At 51.7% G+C, this 16,737-nt stretch carries 14 protein-coding genes and 1 tRNA gene; 10 read left to right on the top strand and 5 right to left on the bottom strand.

Annotated features, from left to right (window positions below; translation table 11 throughout):
* Positions 1–157: 157 nt before the first annotated feature.
* Entirely contained in the window at positions 158–658 is a 501-nt protein-coding gene (tpx, locus tag D8S85_RS05645; RefSeq protein WP_106479905.1) for a thiol peroxidase, read from the bottom strand.
* A gap of 261 nt (positions 659–919) precedes the next feature.
* Here tpx and D8S85_RS05640 point away from each other — a divergent pair.
* Together D8S85_RS05640 and D8S85_RS05635 are read left to right on the top strand one after the other, a co-directional pair.
* Positions 920–993: transfer RNA gene (locus tag D8S85_RS05640), tRNA-Arg, on the top strand.
* A 150-nt stretch (positions 994–1,143) separates the two neighbouring features.
* On the top strand, positions 1,144–1,908 hold the full coding sequence (locus tag D8S85_RS05635) for a LuxR C-terminal-related transcriptional regulator (protein WP_106479904.1): 765 nt from the start codon (positions 1,144–1,146) through the stop codon (positions 1,906–1,908).
* A gap of 33 nt (positions 1,909–1,941) precedes the next feature.
* On the opposite strand, the gene D8S85_RS05630 is transcribed toward D8S85_RS05635, so the two are convergent.
* Positions 1,942–2,244 carry a TIGR04076 family protein gene (locus D8S85_RS05630; protein ID WP_106479903.1) on the bottom strand — a complete coding sequence of 101 codons (303 nt, stop codon included), beginning with the start codon at positions 2,242–2,244 and terminating at the stop codon, positions 1,942–1,944.
* An 81-nt stretch (positions 2,245–2,325) separates the two neighbouring features.
* The gene (locus D8S85_RS05625) at positions 2,326–2,919 is read right to left on the bottom strand and encodes a hypothetical protein (protein WP_106479902.1); all 594 of its coding nucleotides are present in this window, start codon (positions 2,917–2,919) and stop codon (positions 2,326–2,328) included.
* A gap of 338 nt (positions 2,920–3,257) precedes the next feature.
* Between D8S85_RS05625 and D8S85_RS05615 the strand changes: the two genes are divergently transcribed.
* Positions 3,258–4,493: a site-specific integrase gene (locus D8S85_RS05615; protein ID WP_004291422.1), complete on the top strand. Its 1,236-nt coding sequence runs from the start codon at positions 3,258–3,260 to the stop codon at positions 4,491–4,493.
* A gap of 11 nt (positions 4,494–4,504) precedes the next feature.
* The gene (locus D8S85_RS05610) at positions 4,505–4,867 is read left to right on the top strand and encodes a hypothetical protein (RefSeq protein WP_004291423.1); all 363 of its coding nucleotides are present in this window, start codon (positions 4,505–4,507) and stop codon (positions 4,865–4,867) included.
* Positions 4,868–4,944: 77 nt separating this feature from the next.
* Here D8S85_RS05610 and D8S85_RS05605 read toward each other — a convergent pair whose 3' ends face one another.
* Together D8S85_RS05605 and D8S85_RS05600 are read right to left on the bottom strand one after the other, a co-directional pair.
* Positions 4,945–5,250, bottom strand: a complete 306-nt coding sequence (locus D8S85_RS05605; protein WP_004291424.1) for a helix-turn-helix domain-containing protein — start codon at positions 5,248–5,250, stop codon at positions 4,945–4,947.
* Positions 5,251–5,281: 31 nt separating this feature from the next.
* Entirely contained in the window at positions 5,282–5,581 is a 300-nt protein-coding gene (locus D8S85_RS05600) for a helix-turn-helix domain-containing protein (RefSeq protein WP_004291426.1), read from the bottom strand.
* 138 nt (positions 5,582–5,719) lie between these two features.
* Here D8S85_RS05600 and D8S85_RS05590 point away from each other — a divergent pair, with 138 nt between their 5' ends.
* From D8S85_RS05590 to D8S85_RS05565, 6 genes are read left to right on the top strand one after another with little or no spacing between them, the layout of a single operon-like run.
* Positions 5,720–6,145 carry a helix-turn-helix domain-containing protein gene (locus tag D8S85_RS05590; RefSeq protein WP_004291432.1) on the top strand — a complete coding sequence of 142 codons (426 nt, stop codon included), beginning with the start codon at positions 5,720–5,722 and terminating at the stop codon, positions 6,143–6,145.
* Between the two features lie 3 nt (positions 6,146–6,148).
* The gene (locus tag D8S85_RS05585; protein ID WP_004291454.1) at positions 6,149–6,499 is read left to right on the top strand and encodes a helix-turn-helix domain-containing protein; all 351 of its coding nucleotides are present in this window, start codon (positions 6,149–6,151) and stop codon (positions 6,497–6,499) included.
* A 20-nt stretch (positions 6,500–6,519) separates the two neighbouring features.
* Positions 6,520–8,091, top strand: a complete 1,572-nt coding sequence (locus tag D8S85_RS05580) for a DUF3945 domain-containing protein (RefSeq protein ID WP_004291455.1) — start codon at positions 6,520–6,522, stop codon at positions 8,089–8,091.
* Between the two features lie 60 nt (positions 8,092–8,151).
* The gene (gene topB / locus D8S85_RS05575) at positions 8,152–10,239 is read left to right on the top strand and encodes a type IA DNA topoisomerase (RefSeq protein ID WP_004291456.1); all 2,088 of its coding nucleotides are present in this window, start codon (positions 8,152–8,154) and stop codon (positions 10,237–10,239) included.
* A gap of 27 nt (positions 10,240–10,266) precedes the next feature.
* Positions 10,267–10,854, top strand: coding sequence for a DUF1896 domain-containing protein (locus D8S85_RS05570; protein WP_004291461.1), 588 nt, complete (start codon positions 10,267–10,269; stop codon positions 10,852–10,854).
* Entirely contained in the window at positions 10,844–16,660 is a 5,817-nt protein-coding gene (locus tag D8S85_RS05565) for an N-6 DNA methylase (RefSeq protein ID WP_127074885.1), read from the top strand. The genes D8S85_RS05570 and D8S85_RS05565 overlap by 11 nt, the downstream gene beginning before the upstream one ends.
* The last annotated feature ends 77 nt before the right edge of the window (positions 16,661–16,737 follow it).

Below are 16,737 nucleotides of genomic sequence, written 5' to 3'. Positions count from 1 at the left end.
TATATCGTTACCCATTACGGACTTTCTTTTTTTATAGTATTACTATTCAGTAGATTGCAATTTAATTTGAATGTGCTTCTCATAAGACGAAACGTAATGAATATTATTTCAGTACGATTCGCTACGTTTCGTCCATATTTGTTATCTCGCTACCTATTTATTTTAAGCTAGCTAATGCAGCATCGTAGTTCGGTTCGTGAGTGATTTCCGGAACGAGTTCTTCGTAGATAATTTTTCCATTCTCGTCGATAACGACAACAGAACGAGCCAATAAACCGGCTAAAGGTCCGTCTACCATTTCAATCCCATATTTTTCACCGAAAGCGTGGTCTCTGAATGCAGAAAGAGGAATTACTTTGTCAATTCCCTCTGTGGTGCAGAAACGAGCATGTGCGAAAGGAAGATCCTTCGAGATGGCCAATACAATGGTATTGTTCATTTCTGCTGCAAGTTTATTGAATGTGCGTACGGATGTTGCGCATACGCTAGTGTCAAGACTGGGGAAAATATTTAGGACAATACGTTTACCTTTTTCGCTTGCCAAGGTTAATTCGGATAAATCTGTTTTCACTAATGAGAAATCGGGAGCTACTGAACCGACTGAAGGTAAATTACCTTTTGTGTGTATGCTATTACCTGCGAGTGTTATTTTTGCCATAGTGTTTTAAATTTTAGTGTTTGACTTATTATTGTTTTTCAAATATATAATTTTATTTTTCTCCCACAAAAAGAAAATTCACAACTTATTTTACGAGAGTTGGAAAATAAAGTTTTACGAAAGCGAATGAAATTTTGTCTTTGTTAAATGTATTATGGATAATAATGCGGAGGGTTCATTTTAATCTAAAAAAATATGAGCGAATGTTTGTATTTATAGGAGAAAGCACTATCTTTGCACCGTTAAAATTGAATGACACTTGGTTCGGTAGCTCAGCTGGATAGAGCAACGGCCTTCTAAGCCGTAGGTCTTGGGTTCGAATCCCAACCGGATCACTAGAGGGAGAATTTATAGGTTCTCCCTTTTTTCTTATAAACAGGATATTACGTTGTAAAGGTGGGATCAGAGAGGCAGTTCTATAGTATTTCTTTAGAAAGTCAAATAGAAATAGAGAAACGAAAAAATTTATCGCTTATCTTTGTCGCATGACGACCAATAATATAACTCCCGAAGAATTATGGGCAAGACAGCAGATCAGCCCACTGGATGTGGACTATGATTTGTGGAATGAACGCAGGGCATCTATACAGACATTTTCGCGAATAAGCCAAAGCTGCATCTTTACCGTAGATGTTTTCAAAGAACGATACGATTTTGCATCCGATAATTTTGCGACTATCTTCGGATATAACCCTACATGGATAAAGACGATTCGGAAGCAGGGGGATTTATTGGAGGAACGGATTCACCCGGACGACCGGGCACAGCTCGTCGAACACCAGATTGAACACGGGCAGTTCATCTATTCACTTCCGCGGGAGCAAAGAAATGATTATCAGCAGATATTTCAGTTTCGTATGCTAAATGTCCGGCAGAAATATGTGAATGTAATCAGTCGTCACCAAGTGATTCAGAAAGACAAGAAGGGAAAGGCGTGGATAATTATGGGAGTAATGGATCTTTCTCCCGATCAAACTCCGATGGAGCGAATCAAGCGAACAGTTATAAATCGCAAGACGGGTGAGATACTTGCATCGACAGTTGTTCCGTCAAATCAACAATTAACCAAGCGGGAAAAGGAAATACTTTTATTAATCCGACGGGGCTTTTTGAGCAAGGAGATTGCTTTTAAATTGAACCTTAGTATTTACACGGTAAACAATCACCGCAAGAATATATTGGCAAAACTGAATGTCGATAACGTGATCGAAGCCATTAACCGGGCAGAAAGTTACGGCATTCTCTATTAACTAAGCATTAGCGTTTTATCTTCATGTAGATCATTACTCAATCACTTCAATATAAAAACTGACAGGACGAAAGCCATCGTTACACGAAATCATTGCCGAGTGCGGATTCTTCATCCAGCCGTCATAGAAGTTACCGCCTCCATTGGCTAATTCTGTAACAAAATAATTCATTGAATTCCATGCGCTTTCACATAGTTCTTCCGGTTTCTGCCCATCAACTGAAATAAAAGTTGTACCTTCTTCAATATCACAAGTGTGTTCAATAGGATTTTCGTACATAGCCGACAAATCACTATGTTGCACCTTTCTTATGGCTGTTATTTTAATCTTTTTCATTTTCAATATTTATCACATATGATAATATACAAGTTTACTTATTTACCTCACTTTGCAGAGCTGCTTTGAACGTATTTTCCATTACGACAACCAATCCAAGCTATTGGGCAACGGATTGTTTTTTCTCCATTGTTCCAGTTCTTCGTAACTGCGAACTCCGCCCACGAAAACAGCATGATAGATTTCTATGCTGGGAATCTGTACACCGTCCGGTACATCAAATTTGATTTGGAGGATGGTTTGCTTGATTTCAGGAGTAAGTCGATTTGTAATGGCAGCTGTTATTTTTTCTATCACACCATCATATTTTGAGCCTTTGCGAATATGAATCATGTCGAACTTCCATGTATTTCCGTTCTCGTCTTCGTAAATGGCGTGCCATTCGATGCATTCTTCTTCTGTCTGAATCAGATTCTTATAGTGGACTTCCTTTAAAGAGAGTCGTTCGGCAAGTTTCTGCATTACAGAAAAACTGGCTCCAATATCTAGTGTCTCGGTATAGATATGCAGGTCTATATCCCTACTTTTTGCCAACAGACCGGATTTGAGTGAGCCTACCAAATGAACAATTGCCCCAATGTGCTCCCATGCGGGAATAATACCGGTGTGTTCCAGTATTTTCCAGGCAGTTTGCTGATTGTATCGGGCAAGTTCAAGAATATCCATATCATTCATTTTCAGTGTGCAAAGTTACTACAAAAAAGTGAAATGCGGAAAGATATAGTGATAGAATTGAGTTACAAGGGTTTTGGTTGAAGTGGCGATAATCCGTGAAGCCATTACAATCCCTGCCGAAGCCAAATCCTGACGCCGCTACGTTACTTGTTCGTAACCATGCCCGAAAATGCGACAAACGGGTACGAATAGCGAAACAAGGCTCTAAGGAATAGTGAGTTATCCATAACTCATGCGAAAAATCAGGTTACGGAAAAAGATTGCGCCGTTCCTCCCCGTTTTGCGTACCAACACCGGACTCTTCACCAACTAATTTTGAAACCCAAAAATTAAGGACAATGAAGAGTACATTTTCAGTAATCTACTACCTCAAGCGTCAGGTAGTGAAAAAGGACGGGACAGTTCCCGTCATGGGACGCATCACGGTGGACGGCAGCCAGACACAGTTCAGCTGCAAACTGACTGTCGATCCGAAACTGTGGGACACCAAAGGTGGACGTGTCACGGGCAGAAGCACGGCGGCACTCGAAACGAACCGTATGCTTGACAAGATGCGGGTACGCATCAACAGGCATTATCAGGAAATCATGGAGCGTGACAACTTCGTCACGGCGGAGAAGGTGAAGAACGCCTTTCTCGGACTGGAACACCGCTACCACACGCTGATGCAGGTGTTCCGCCAGCACAACGAGGACTACGAGAAGCAGGTGGAGGCAGGCATGAAAGCCAAAGGCACGCTGCTGAAGTACCGCACCGTTTACAAGCACATGCAAGAGTTCCTCGACATCCGCTACCATGTGAAGGACATCGCCCTAAAAGAGCTTACCCCGGCTTTCATCTCCGACTTCGAGATGTTCCTGCGCACGGACAAGCACTGCTGCACCAATACCGTGTGGCTGTACGTCTGCCCGTTACGGACGATGGTATTCATCGCCATCAACAACGAGTGGCTGACGCGCGACCCGTTCCGCGAGTATGAAATCAAGAAGGAGGAAACAACACGCAGTTTCCTGACCAAAGATGAGATCCGCCTGCTGATGGAGGGGAAACTGAAAAACGCCAAACAGGAATTGTACCGCGACCTCTACCTGTTCTGCGCCTTCACGGGGCTGTCGTTCGCGGATATGCGCAACCTTACGGAAGAGAATATCCGCACCTACTTCGACGAACACGAGTGGATAAACATCAACCGCCAGAAAACGGGCGTGGTGTCCAACATCCGCCTGCTCGACATCGCCAACCGCATAATCGGCAAATACCGGGGACTGTGCGGGGACGGCAGGATATTTCCCGTTCCGCATTATAACACGTGCCTTGCCGGTATCCGTGCCGTCGCCAAGCGTTGCGGCATCACCAAGCATATCACGTGGCATCAGAGCCGCCACACGGCAGCCACGACGATATTCCTCTCCAACGGTGTTCCCATCGAAACGGTCAGCTCCATGCTCGGACACAAGAGCATAAAGACGACGCAGATTTACGCAAAGATAACCAAAGAGAAGCTCAATCAGGACATGGAGAACCTTGCCGCAAGATTGAACGGCGTCGAGGAATTTGCAGGTTGCACCATCTAAAAAGAAAAGCCATGAAACGTGACACAATCATCATCGAGGACAAGGCAGTCAGCGTAACCGGTAACGACGTGTGGATGACCGCCACCGAAATAGCCGGATTGTTCCATACGACCGTCCCGGCAGTGAACGCCGCCATCAGAGCCGTCCGCAAGTCGGACGTGCTGAACGACTACGAGGTGTGCCGCTACATGCAGCTTGAAAACGGGCTGCACGCGGACGTGTACGCCCTTGAAATCATCATCCCGGTCGCTTTCAGGGTGAATACCTACAACACCCACCTGTTCCGCACATGGCTGGTGGGAAAGGCACTCTCACAAGAGAAACGGCAGACATACGTGATGTTCATACAGAACGGAAAAGCCGGGTATTGCTGATTGCACATACCCCATAAGACAAGTAAACGGGTAGCACCACAAAAGGTGTCACCCGTTTACTTTTTCATGAAACCGCCTCACTCCAGCGGCTTGCGGTAGTTCGCTTCCAGTACCCCGCGCAGCCCCGTTTCCGGGTAAAGCACCTTCCCTCCCAAAAGTATGAAGGGCAACACGCGGTTGTTGCGGTATTCCTGCAAGGTGCGCCGGCTCACACGGAGCAGTTCCGACACCTCGCCGTCCGTCAGGTAACGTTCCCCGTCCAGCGGAGGACGGTAGCTTTCCAGAAATGCGGACAGCCATTTCGAGCCTTTGCGCATATCCTGCACCACAGAGGCTATCGGCTCGTCTTCCATCGTAAAAACATCGTTGTTCTCGTTCATCATAACTTCGGATTCAGTGGGTGAATAAATCAAATCATCTGCCGTGCGGATAGAGCGTGCCGACAAGCGGTATCAGCCGCTTCACCTCCTCTGGCTTGTAATAGAACCTGCGGTTTATCTGCGAGTAGCCGATAAGCCGCCTGTCACGCAGCGTCTGCAACGTGCGCGGGCTTATTCTCAACTGCCCGCAGACCTCCTCGCCCGTGAGCCATCTTTCCATGCGCCCCGTGTCGCTTTTGCGCCTCAGGGCGGCGACCTTCTCCGAGAGTGCGCCGAATGCCGCCACCATCATCTCGAAAGTCTTTTTCTCGATAGATACTATTTCCATATTCATGTCATTTAGAGTTTGCCGCAAAGGTAACGAAACGGCATACAAGACGTATCGTTTTCCGCTGAAAGGCTGCCTGTTGCGCCGTTTGACCGGGTTACGGAGCCATCTTCCGCAAAAATCTTACGTGAGTCACGTAGTGAGTTGTTAAAGCCCCTTTTGTTTATTGCCGAATTTTGTCGCAGAAACAAAAAGAAAGGACTGAACATGAAAGTGATAACAATGGAAAGTTCCGCCTACAAGGAGATGATGGCGCAGATTGCGAACATCGCAGGGTACATCCGCGAGGCAAGGGACGAGAAGAAACGGAAGCGGGAAACCGAAGACAAGCTGCTTGACACGGCACAGGCGGCGAAGATGCTCAACGTGAGCAAGCGCACCATGCAGCGTATGCGCACCGACCACCGTATCGAGTATGTGGTGGTACGCGGAAGCTGCCGCTACCGCCTTTCCGAGATACTGCGGCTATTGGAGGACAACACAGTAAGGAACGAGGAAGGGACAATAGACACCCTGTTCCACAACCACACGCTGCGCACGGGCGGCAAACCAAAAGGAAGGAGGACATAGGTCATGGAACTGCTCACACGAAACAACTTCGAGGGCTGGATGCAGAAGCTGATGGAACGGCTCGACCGTCAGGACGAACTGCTGCTGGCGATGAAGGCTGAGGGGAAACAGCCCACTATCACGGAAAGCATCCGCCTTTTCGACAATCAGGATTTGTGCATGTTGCTCCAGATAAGCAAACGCACCCTCCAACGCTACCGCAGCGTAGGCGCATTGCCCTACAAGACGCTGGGCAAGAAGACCTATTACAGCGAGGAGGACGTGCTGACATTCCTTTCCAACCATATCAAGGACTTCAAAAAGGAAGATATAGCCTTCTACAAGGCTCGTATCCATAATTTCTTTCATAAATAACCCATTAAAACATTTTTCAGATGGCAAAGAAAAAAGACGAAAAGGACGTGCTGGTAGTCCGTGACGAGAAGACAGGCGAGATCAGCGTGGTAGCCGGGCTGAACGCGGACGGCACACCCAAGCGCACCCCCGCAAAAGCGGAGAACGCGCAGAGTTTCCTGCAATTCGACCGACATGGCGACGTGCTGGACAACTTCTTCAAGAACTTCTTCCGGCAGTGCAAGGAACCCAGCCGCTTCGGTTTCTACCGCATTGCGGCAGACCAAGCTGAAAATCTCTTAGAGGTGATGAAGCAACTGCTGAAAGACCCCGAAGCGAACAAGGAGCTGCTCGCCCCTCACAAGGTGGACACCTCCGACTATGAGAAGAAGGTGCAGGAAGAGATGGCAGCACAACAGACAGAGAAACAAGAACCTCAAAAACAGGAGAACATGGAACAACGGAAAGAACAGCAACAGGACAAATCCGAACAGATGCAGGGCAAACGTGGCTACCAGCCCATCGACGAGAGTAAAATCAACTGGCAGGAGCTGGAGGACAGATGGGGCGTAAAGCGGGACAACCTTGAAAAGTCCGGCGACCTTACGAAGATGCTCAACTATGGCAAGTCCGACTTGGTAAAGGTCAAACCGACCTTCGGCGGCGAATCATTCGAGCTGGACGCCCGCCTCTCCTTCAAGAAGGACGGTGAGGGAAACATCAGCCTCGTGCCGCACTTCATCCGCAAGGAGCAGAAGCTGGATGAGTACAAGGAACACAAATTCTCCGACAATGACCGGAAGAACCTCCGCGAAACGGGCAATCTCGGTAGGGTCGTGGACATTGTGGACAGGGAAACGGGCGAGATCATCCCCTCCTACATCAGCATCGACCGCAAGACGAATGAAATCACGGACATTCCGGCAAGCAGGGTGCGCATCCCGGAGCGCATCGGCAAGACGGAAATCACCACGCAGGAGCGGGACATGCTCCGCGCCGGACTGCCCGTACGCGACAAGCTCATCGAGCGCAACGACGGCAGAAAGTTCGTCACCACCCTGCAAGTGAACGTGGAGCAGCGCGGCGTGGAGTTCGTGCCGGGAACCGGCAAGTCGCCCCGTACCGCACAGACACAGGAAACCAAAGGCGACACATCGAAAAGTCAGGCGCAGGGCGGGGAAAATGCCGCACAGACCAAGAAGGAGCAACGCCGCAACACGTGGACGAACGAGGACGGCAGCATCCGCCCCATCAGCAAATGGAGCGGCGTGAGCTTCACCGACCAGCAGAAAGCCGACTATGTGGCGGGTAAAGCCGTGAAGCTGGAGAACGTGACCGACAAGCAGGGCTTCCATGCCACGATGTATATCAAGTTCAACCCGGAGAAGGGACGCCCGTACCGCTACGACACGAACCCTGACAATGCACAGCAGGTTGCTCCGTCCAACGAGAGCCGCACGCAGGTGGCGGTGAACAACGATGGCAAGACCAACGAGGCTACAAAGAATCTGAGAGAGCCGTTGCAGAAAGGTCAGACCAACCCGAAGGACGCCCGCCAGCAACAGCAGCAGGAGAAGCCGCAGAAGAAAACGGGCAAGGGCATGAAAATGTAATCCCGTGTCCGCCACTGAATCCAAAATAAAATCCAAAGTATCAACAAAAAAGAAGAAGACATGAAGACAATCATTGCAGAAAAGCCCTCCGTGGCACGTGAAATCGCCCGCATCGTGGGCGCGACAAAGAGAGAGGAAGGATATTTCGAGGGAGGCGGTTATGCCGTGACATGGGCATTCGGACACCTCGTTCAGCTTGCCATGCCCGACGGCTACGGCGTGCGCGGATTTGTCCGTGACAACCTCCCGATTATTCCCGACACATTCACGCTCGTCCCCCGTCAGGTCAGGACGGAGAAAGGTTACAAGCCCGACAGCGGCGTGGTGTCGCAGATAAAAGTCATCAAAAGACTGTTCGACACAAGCGAACATATCATCGTGGCGACCGATGCCGGACGCGAGGGAGAGCTTATCTTCCGCTACCTCTACCACTATACGGGTTGCACCACTCCTTTCGTGCGCCTGTGGATCAGCTCTCTCACCGACAAAGCTATCCGCGAGGGACTGCGGAAACTCGAAGACGGCAGCAAATACGACAACCTCTACCTCGCCGCCAAAGCGCGGAGCGAATCCGACTGGCTCGTGGGCATCAACGGCACACAGGCGTTATCCATCGCCGCCGGACACGGCACGTATTCCGTGGGGCGGGTGCAGACACCAACGTTGGCTATGGTATGTGAACGCTACTGGGAGAACCGCCGCTTTACGTCCGAAGCATTCTGGCAGCTCCATATCGCAACGGACGGTTGCGACGGCGAAGTCGTGAAATTCTCATCCTCCGAGAAATGGAAAGAGAAAGAACCGGCGATGGAACTATATAATAAGGTAAAGGCGGCAGGTTGCGCCACTGTCACGAAAGCCGAGCGCAAGGAGAAGACGGAGGAAACTCCCTTGCTCTACGACCTGACCACGCTCCAGAAAGAAGCCAACGCCAAGCACGGCTTCACGGCGGAACAGACGCTTGAAATCGCGCAGAAACTCTACGAAAAGAAGTTGATAACCTATCCGAGAACGGGAAGCCGCTACATCCCCGAAGACGTGTTTGCCGAAATTCCCAAACTGCTCGCTTTCATCGGCACACAGCCCGAATGGAAAGACAAGGTGCGGGCAAAAGCCGCCCCGACACGCCGCAGCGTGGACGACGGCAAGGTGACAGACCACCATGCCCTGCTCGTCACGGGTGAGAAACCGCTCTTCCTCTCCAAAGAGGACAATACCATCTATCAGATGATTGCCGGGCGCATGGTCGAGGCATTCTCTGAGAAATGCGTCAAGGATGTGACCACTGTCACGGCGGAATGTGCCGGAGTGGAGTTTACCGTAAAAGGCAGCGTCGTGAAGCAAACCGGATGGCGTGCCGTCTATGGCGAGGAAAAAGAGGAAATTACCATCCCCGGCTGGCAGGAAGGCGACACGCTGACACCGAAAGGCTCGTCCATTACCGAAGGAAAGACCAAACCCAAGCCGCTGCATACCGAAGCCACCCTGCTCTCGGCAATGGAAACGGCGGGCAAGGAAATTGAGGACGACGCACTGCGGCAGGCGATGAAGGACTGTGGCATCGGTACTCCCGCCACACGCGCCTCCATCATCGAAACGCTTTTCAAGCGCGGTTACATGGAACGCTGCAAGAAGTCGCTTGTTCCCACCGAAAAAGGACTTGCCCTCAATTCCGTCGTCAAGACGATGCGCATCGCCGATGTTGCCATGACGGGCGAATGGGAAAAGGAGCTGGCGCGTATCGAGCGCGGGGAACTGTCCGACGACACCTTCCGCAAGGAGATAGAGGCGTACACACGTGAGATAACCTCCGAACTGATCTCGTGCGACAAGCTCTTCGGCAGCCGTGACTCCGGCTGCGCGTGTCCCAAGTGTGGCACGGGCAGGATGCGGTTCTACGGCAAGGTGGTACGCTGCGACAACACGGAGTGCGGACTGCCCGTGTTCCGGCTGAAAGCGGGACGCACCCTGTCCGACGATGAAATCAAAGACCTGCTCACCGAAGGGCATACCAAGCTGCTCAAAGGGTTCAAGAGCAAACAGGGCAAGAGTTTCGATGCTGTTGTCGCCTTTGACGGGGAATATAACACGACTTTTGTGTTCCCGGAGGCTAAAAAGGACAAGAAATTTTCAGGACGGAAGAAATAGTATTAACTTTGCCACTTGTTCAGAGTAATGAATTGTTCTTCGATACCGGATTACACTCATACTTTGGATTTAGTGGTGGCACTCGGAGGGATACCGAGTGCCTTTTTCTTCCTTTTTCCAACCGATTATCCCGTTAATTATCAATCCGCTAAATCCAAAGTAATGAACAACAAGAAGAAAAACGAGGGTCAGACCGACTTTTCCTATTACGGTCTGTACCTGCTGGACTATCTCCGCACGAACAAGTTTGAACAGGCTGACGACACCGCTTTCATACGGGAACGGGCCGACCGTGCCGCCGAAACGTATGAGAGGGCACGGCTTGAAGGCTATCCCGCCGATGGTGCGCAGGAACTGGCGATGGACACGCTGCTGCGCGGGCTGCATTATTCCCGTTACGCCATCCTCCGCGAAGTCGTGGAAAACGAGTTTGCCGATGAAGTGCCGGAAGAGAAGCGTGAAGCCTTTGTCCTGAAACTGCTGCCGCTTGTCGGCAACGTGTTCTCCGTCTATGACCTCTCGGATGACAATTTCGCCCTGTCTTCCGATTACGACCTGCTCTACACGGAGCTGACGGGAGCAACCGTCCTTTACTTAGACGAATATGGCGTTTAACCGCAAACAGAAACTGCGGGACAACATCGAGGCGATACGGACGGCATTCATCCTTGACAGGGAAAATAGGACAGCGACAACCGAAGAGCGTGCCATACTTCAAAGGTACTGCGGTTTCGGCGGTCTGAAATGTATCCTCAACCCTGCAAAGGAACTGACGGATGCCGTCCGGTGGGCGAAATCCGACCTCGAACTGTTCGCCCCGACGGTGGAGCTGCACAGGCTTATCCGTGAGAACAGCAAGGACGAAACAGAGTACAAGCGGTTTGTGGATTCGCTGAAAGCGTCCGTGCTGACCGCTTTCTACACCCCCAAAGAGATAACCGACACCATCGCGGACGTGCTGGCAGATTACAGCGTCCGCCCCGCCCGTATGCTCGAACCGTCGGCAGGTGTCGGCGTGTTCGTGGATTCCATGCTGCGGCACAGCCCCAATGCGGATGTGATGGCTTTCGAGAAGGATCTGCTCACGGGTACAATCTTGAGGCATCTCTATCCCGACCAGAAAATGCGCACCTGCGGTTTTGAGAAAATCGAAAGACCGTTCAACAATTATTTCGACTTGGCGGTGTCCAACATTCCGTTCGGTGACATTGCCGTGTTCGACGCGGAGTTTCAGCGGAGCGACTCTTTCGGCAGACGCTCCGCCCAGAAAACCATCCACAACTATTTCTTTCTCAAAGGACTGGATGCCGTGCGTGACGGCGGTATCGTGGCGTTCATCACCTCGCAAGGGGTATTGAATAGCACCAAGACCTCCGTGCGTAACGAGCTGTTCAGTCAGGCCAATCTGGTATCCGCGATACGCCTGCCCAACAACCTGTTCACGGACAACGCGGGCACGGAGGTGGGCAGTGACCTGATTGTCCTGCAAAAGAACCTCAGCAAGAAGGAAATGTCGCAGGACGAGCGGCTGATGACCGTGATACAGACGGACACGAAAACCGCCCTGACCGACAACGCCTATTTCATCCACCACCCGGAACGCATCGTGCATACGATGGCGAAACTTGACACAGACCCCTACGGGAAGCCCGCTATGGTTTATCTGCACGAGGGCAAGGCAGCAGGCATCGCCGGGGATTTGCGCCGTATGCTCGACGAGGATTTCCATTACAGGCTTGCCATGCGCTTGTATTCGGGTTCAATCCGGCAGGCAGGAACGGAAGAAAAAGTTGCCGTTCAAAATAAAGTAGAGCGTCCTGCCATAAAATTGGAAACAGTATCCTCGGCGCAGACGGTGGAAACTCCGACAGAAAAGCCGCAACCCGCAGATGAAAAGCCGGAGATAGAACCGCGCCCGCAATATTCCGCAGGCGTGCAGCTCACCCTGCTTGACCTCTGGGGGATGACGGAAGAGGTCAGCCAACCGAAAACCTCCAAAAAGAAAAAGACGGTGAAAAAGGCAGTTACGGCAAAGTCCACTCCGCCCAAACCGAAAGTCACGGTTACACCGACAGCTCCAACTGCAAAACCCGCAATGGAGAATAAGGAGGTGAAAGCGGAGAACACCGCCAAGCCTGCCGACCCGGACGACATCTATGCCACACTGGACTGGGATACCAATCCTCCCATCAACGGTTTCTATGAAATGATGATGGGTTTGACGCCGGAGCGTAGGAAAGAACTTCGGGAACTGGCAAGGCAGCATAAAGAGAAACAAGTGGCGGAAAAGACGGAAGTGAAAGCCGTGCCGGAAACTTCCCGTGAGCAGCCACGACAGGAGGAAACACAGCCGGAGGCAGTCGCCGCACCTGCCGTTACAGATACCCCATCGGAAGCGGTGGGGACTTTCCTTTTCCCCGACATCGAAGCGGAAAAGCCGAAGGAGGAAGTCGTGGACCTTTCTCCGCGTGCCTACCACCGCACGCCGGAGATGCACCTGCGCGAAGGGTCGCTGGTGGCTGACCGGGGGCGTCATAACATCGGCTACCTGAAAGACATCACGCCATACGGGGCGACATTCCAGCCGCTCGACCTGAAAGGATACCAGAAGGAAAAGGCGTTGTTGTATGTGTCGCTGCGTGACGCCTACGAGCGTCTGTACCGTTATGAATCGCTCCGGCGCGAGGCAAATGTTCCGTGGCGAGAGCATCTGAATACCTGTTACGATGAGTTTGTCATGCGCTACGGCAACCTCAACGCCAAGCAGAACGTGAAGTTAGTGATGATGGATGCGGGCGGGCGCGACATCCTTTCGCTGGAACGGATGGAAAACGGAAAGTTCGTCAAGGCGGACATCTTCGAGCATCCTGTTTCCTTCGCGGTGGAGAGCCATGCCAACGTAGGCTCTCCCGAAGAAGCCCTGTCTGCGTCGCTCAACAAATATGGTACGGTCAATCTCGACTATATGCGGGAGATAACCGACAGCACGGCGGAGGATTTGCTCACTGCCCTGCAAGGGCGCATCTACTACAATCCGCTCGTGACCGGTTACGAAATCAAAGACCGTTTCATCGCCGGAAATGTCATAGAGAAAGCGGAACGCATAGAGGCATGGATGGGTGACAATCCCGAAAATGAGCGTATGCCGGAGGTGAAGCAGGCGTTGGAGGCTCTGAAAGATGCCGAGCCGCAGCGCATCGCCTTCGAGGATCTGGACTTCAATTTCGGGGAACGCTGGATTCCGACGGGTGTCTATGCCGCCTACATGAGCCGGCTGTTCGACACGGAGGTGAAAATCGCCTATTCCGCAAGCATGGACGAGTTTTCGGTGGTGTGCGGCTACCGCACCATGAAAATCACGGACGAGTTTCTGGTGAAGGGGTATTACCGGAACTATGACGGTATGCACCTCCTAAAACACGCCCTGCACAACACCTGCCCTGACATGATGAAGTCCATCGGCAAGGACGAGCATGGCAACGACATCAAGATGCGCGACAGCGAGGGAATACAACTCGCCAACGCCAAGATTGACGAGATACGAAACGGCTTCTCCGAATGGCTCGAAGAGCAGTCGCCGCAGTTCAAGGAGCGGCTTGTGACGATGTATAACCGCAAGTTCAACTGTTTCGTGCGCCCGCGCTACGACGGCTCCCATCAGACCTTTCCCGACCTCAACCTGAAAGGGCTGGCAAGCCGGGGTATCAAGAGCGTCTATCCCTCACAGATGGATTGCGTCTGGATGTTGAAACAGAACGGCGGCGGAATTTGCGACCACGAGGTGGGAACCGGTAAGACGCTGATAATGTGCATCGCCGCGCATGAGATGAAGCGTCTGAATTTGGCACACAAGCCGATGATTATCGGGCTGAAAGCCAACGTTGCGGAGATTGCAGCCACCTATCAGGCGGCATATCCCAACGCACGTATTCTGTACGCTTCGGAGAAGGACTTTTCGACCGCCAACCGTGTGCGCTTCTTCAATAATATAAAGAACAACGACTACGATTGCGTCATCATGTCGCACGACCAGTTCGGCAAGATACCGCAGTCGCCGGAATTGCAGCAGCGCATCCTGCAAGCAGAGCTTGACACGGTGGAGGAAAACCTCGAAGTGCTACGGCAGCAGGGAAAGAACGTGTCGCGGGCGATGCTGAAAGGATTGGAGAAGCGCAAGCACAACCTTGAAGCGAAGCTGGAGAAGGTGGAACACGCCATAAAGTCACGCACGGACGACGTGGTGGATTTCAAGCAGATGGGCATCGACCACATCTTCATAGATGAGAGCCACCAGTTCAAGAATCTGACTTTCAACACGCGCCACGACCGTGTGGCGGGATTGGGAAACAGCGAGGGAAGCCAGAAGGCACTTAACATGCTCTTTGCCATACGCACCATACAGGAGCGCACAGGAAAAGACTTGGGTGCGACCTTCCTCTCCGGCACGACTATCAGCAACTCACTGACTGAATTGTACCTGCTGTTCAAGTACCTGCGCCCGAAGGAGCTGGAACGGCAGGACATAAGGTGTTTCGACGCTTGGGCGGCGATATTTGCCAAGAAGACGACGGATTTTGAATTTAACGTGACGAACAATGTGGTCCAGAAGGAGCGTTTCCGCTACTTCATCAAAGTGCCGGAGCTTGCCGCCTTCTATAATGAAATCACGGGCTACCGCACGGCGGAGGATGTGGGCGTTGACCGTCCTGCCAAGAACGAGATACTGCACCATATACCGCCCACGCCGGAACAGGAGGACTTCATACAGAAACTGATGCAGTTCGCCAAGACGGGCGATGCCACCTTGTTGGGCAGGCTGCCGCTTTCGGAAACGGAAGAAAAGGCGAAGATGCTCATCGCCACGGACTATGCCCGGAAAATGGCACTCGACATGCGCATGATAGACCCGAATTACGAAGATCATCCCGACAACAAAGCGAGTCACTGTGCCAAGATGATCGCGGAGTATTATCAAAAATACGACGCCCAGAAAGGCACGCAGTTCGTTTTCTCTGATTTGGGGACATACCAGCCGGGCGACGGGTGGAACGTCTATTCGGAAATCAAGCGCAAACTGACGGAGGACTACGGTATACCGCCAAGCGAGGTGCGCTTCATTCAGGAGTGCAAGACCGACAAGGCGCGGAAGGCGGTGATAGACGCCATGAACGCCGGGACGGTGCGTGTGCTGTTCGGCTCTACCTCTATGCTCGGAACGGGTGTGAACGCCCAGAAACGGTGTGTGGCTATCCATCATCTCGATACGCCGTGGCGACCGTCCGACTTGCAACAGCGTGACGGACGCGGAGTTAGGGCAGGTAATGAGATTGCCAAACATTTCGCCGGGAACAACGTGGATGTAATCATCTACGCGGTGGAGAAGTCACTGGACAGCTACAAGTTCAACCTCCTGCACTGCAAGCAGACTTTCATAAGCCAGCTCAAAAGCGGTGCGATGGGTGCGCGTACCATCGACGAGGGGGCAATGGACGAAAAATCGGGCATGAATTTCTCGGAATACATGGCGTTGCTCTCCGGCAATACCGACCTGTTGGACAAGGCGAAACTGGAAAAGCGGATCGCATCGCTCGAAGGGGAACGCAAGTCGTTCAACAAGGGCAAGCGTGATTCGGAGTTCAAGCTGGAGTCAAAGACCGGCGAGTTGCGCAACAACACGGCTTTCATAGATGCCATGACGGAGGACTGGAACCGCTTCCTGTCGGTGGTGCAGACCGACAAGGAGGGCAACCGCCTTAATATAATAAAGGTGGACGGAGTGGATTCCGCCGATGAGAAGGTCATCGGAAAGCGTTTGCAGGAGATAGCCAAGAATGCCACGACCGGAGGGTTGTACACGCAGGTCGGTGAACTTTACGGTTTTCCGATAAAGGTGGTGAGCGAAAGGATACTCAAAGAGGGATTGGAGTTCACCGACAACCGCTTCGTGGTCGAGGGGAACTACAAGTACACCTACAACAACGGGCATCTGGCGATGGCTGACCCGTTGGCCGCCGCCCGCAACTTCCTCAACGCGATGGAGAGGATACCCTCCATCATCGACCAGTACAAGGCGAAGAACGAGGTGCTGGAGATGGAGATACCGCAGTTACAGGAGATAGCGGGTAAGGTGTGGAAGAAGGAGGACGAGCTGAAGCAGTTGAAGTCCGAACTTGCCGCCCTTGACCGAAAAATTCAGCTGGAGCTTGCGCCACCCACGCCCGAAGTCGCAGAAAAGGAGAATGAAGGGCAACAGCTCAAGCCGGAAGCGGAAGATGTGAGGAACAGGCAGGCGCAATATCCCGAAAATGCACCGCCGCAGATACGCAGTCCGGCGGATAGTATCGTTGCCAACCATGTCATAATCGGGCGTCCGGGACTGTATGCCAAGGAGGAAACCCGGTCCAAAGGATTGAAAATATAACCTAAGGAATTTTATCTGAAGTATTAATAAGGGCTATCCCAAAAGGTCTAAAAGTAAATTTTATCCTTTCTGCAAGT

The sequence above is a fragment of the Butyricimonas faecalis genome (assembly GCF_003991565.1).
Classification (GTDB): domain Bacteria; phylum Bacteroidota; class Bacteroidia; order Bacteroidales; family Marinifilaceae; genus Butyricimonas; species Butyricimonas faecalis.
Note: the sequence above shows the minus strand (reverse complement) of the source record. Positions and strands in the feature narration are given on the sequence as shown.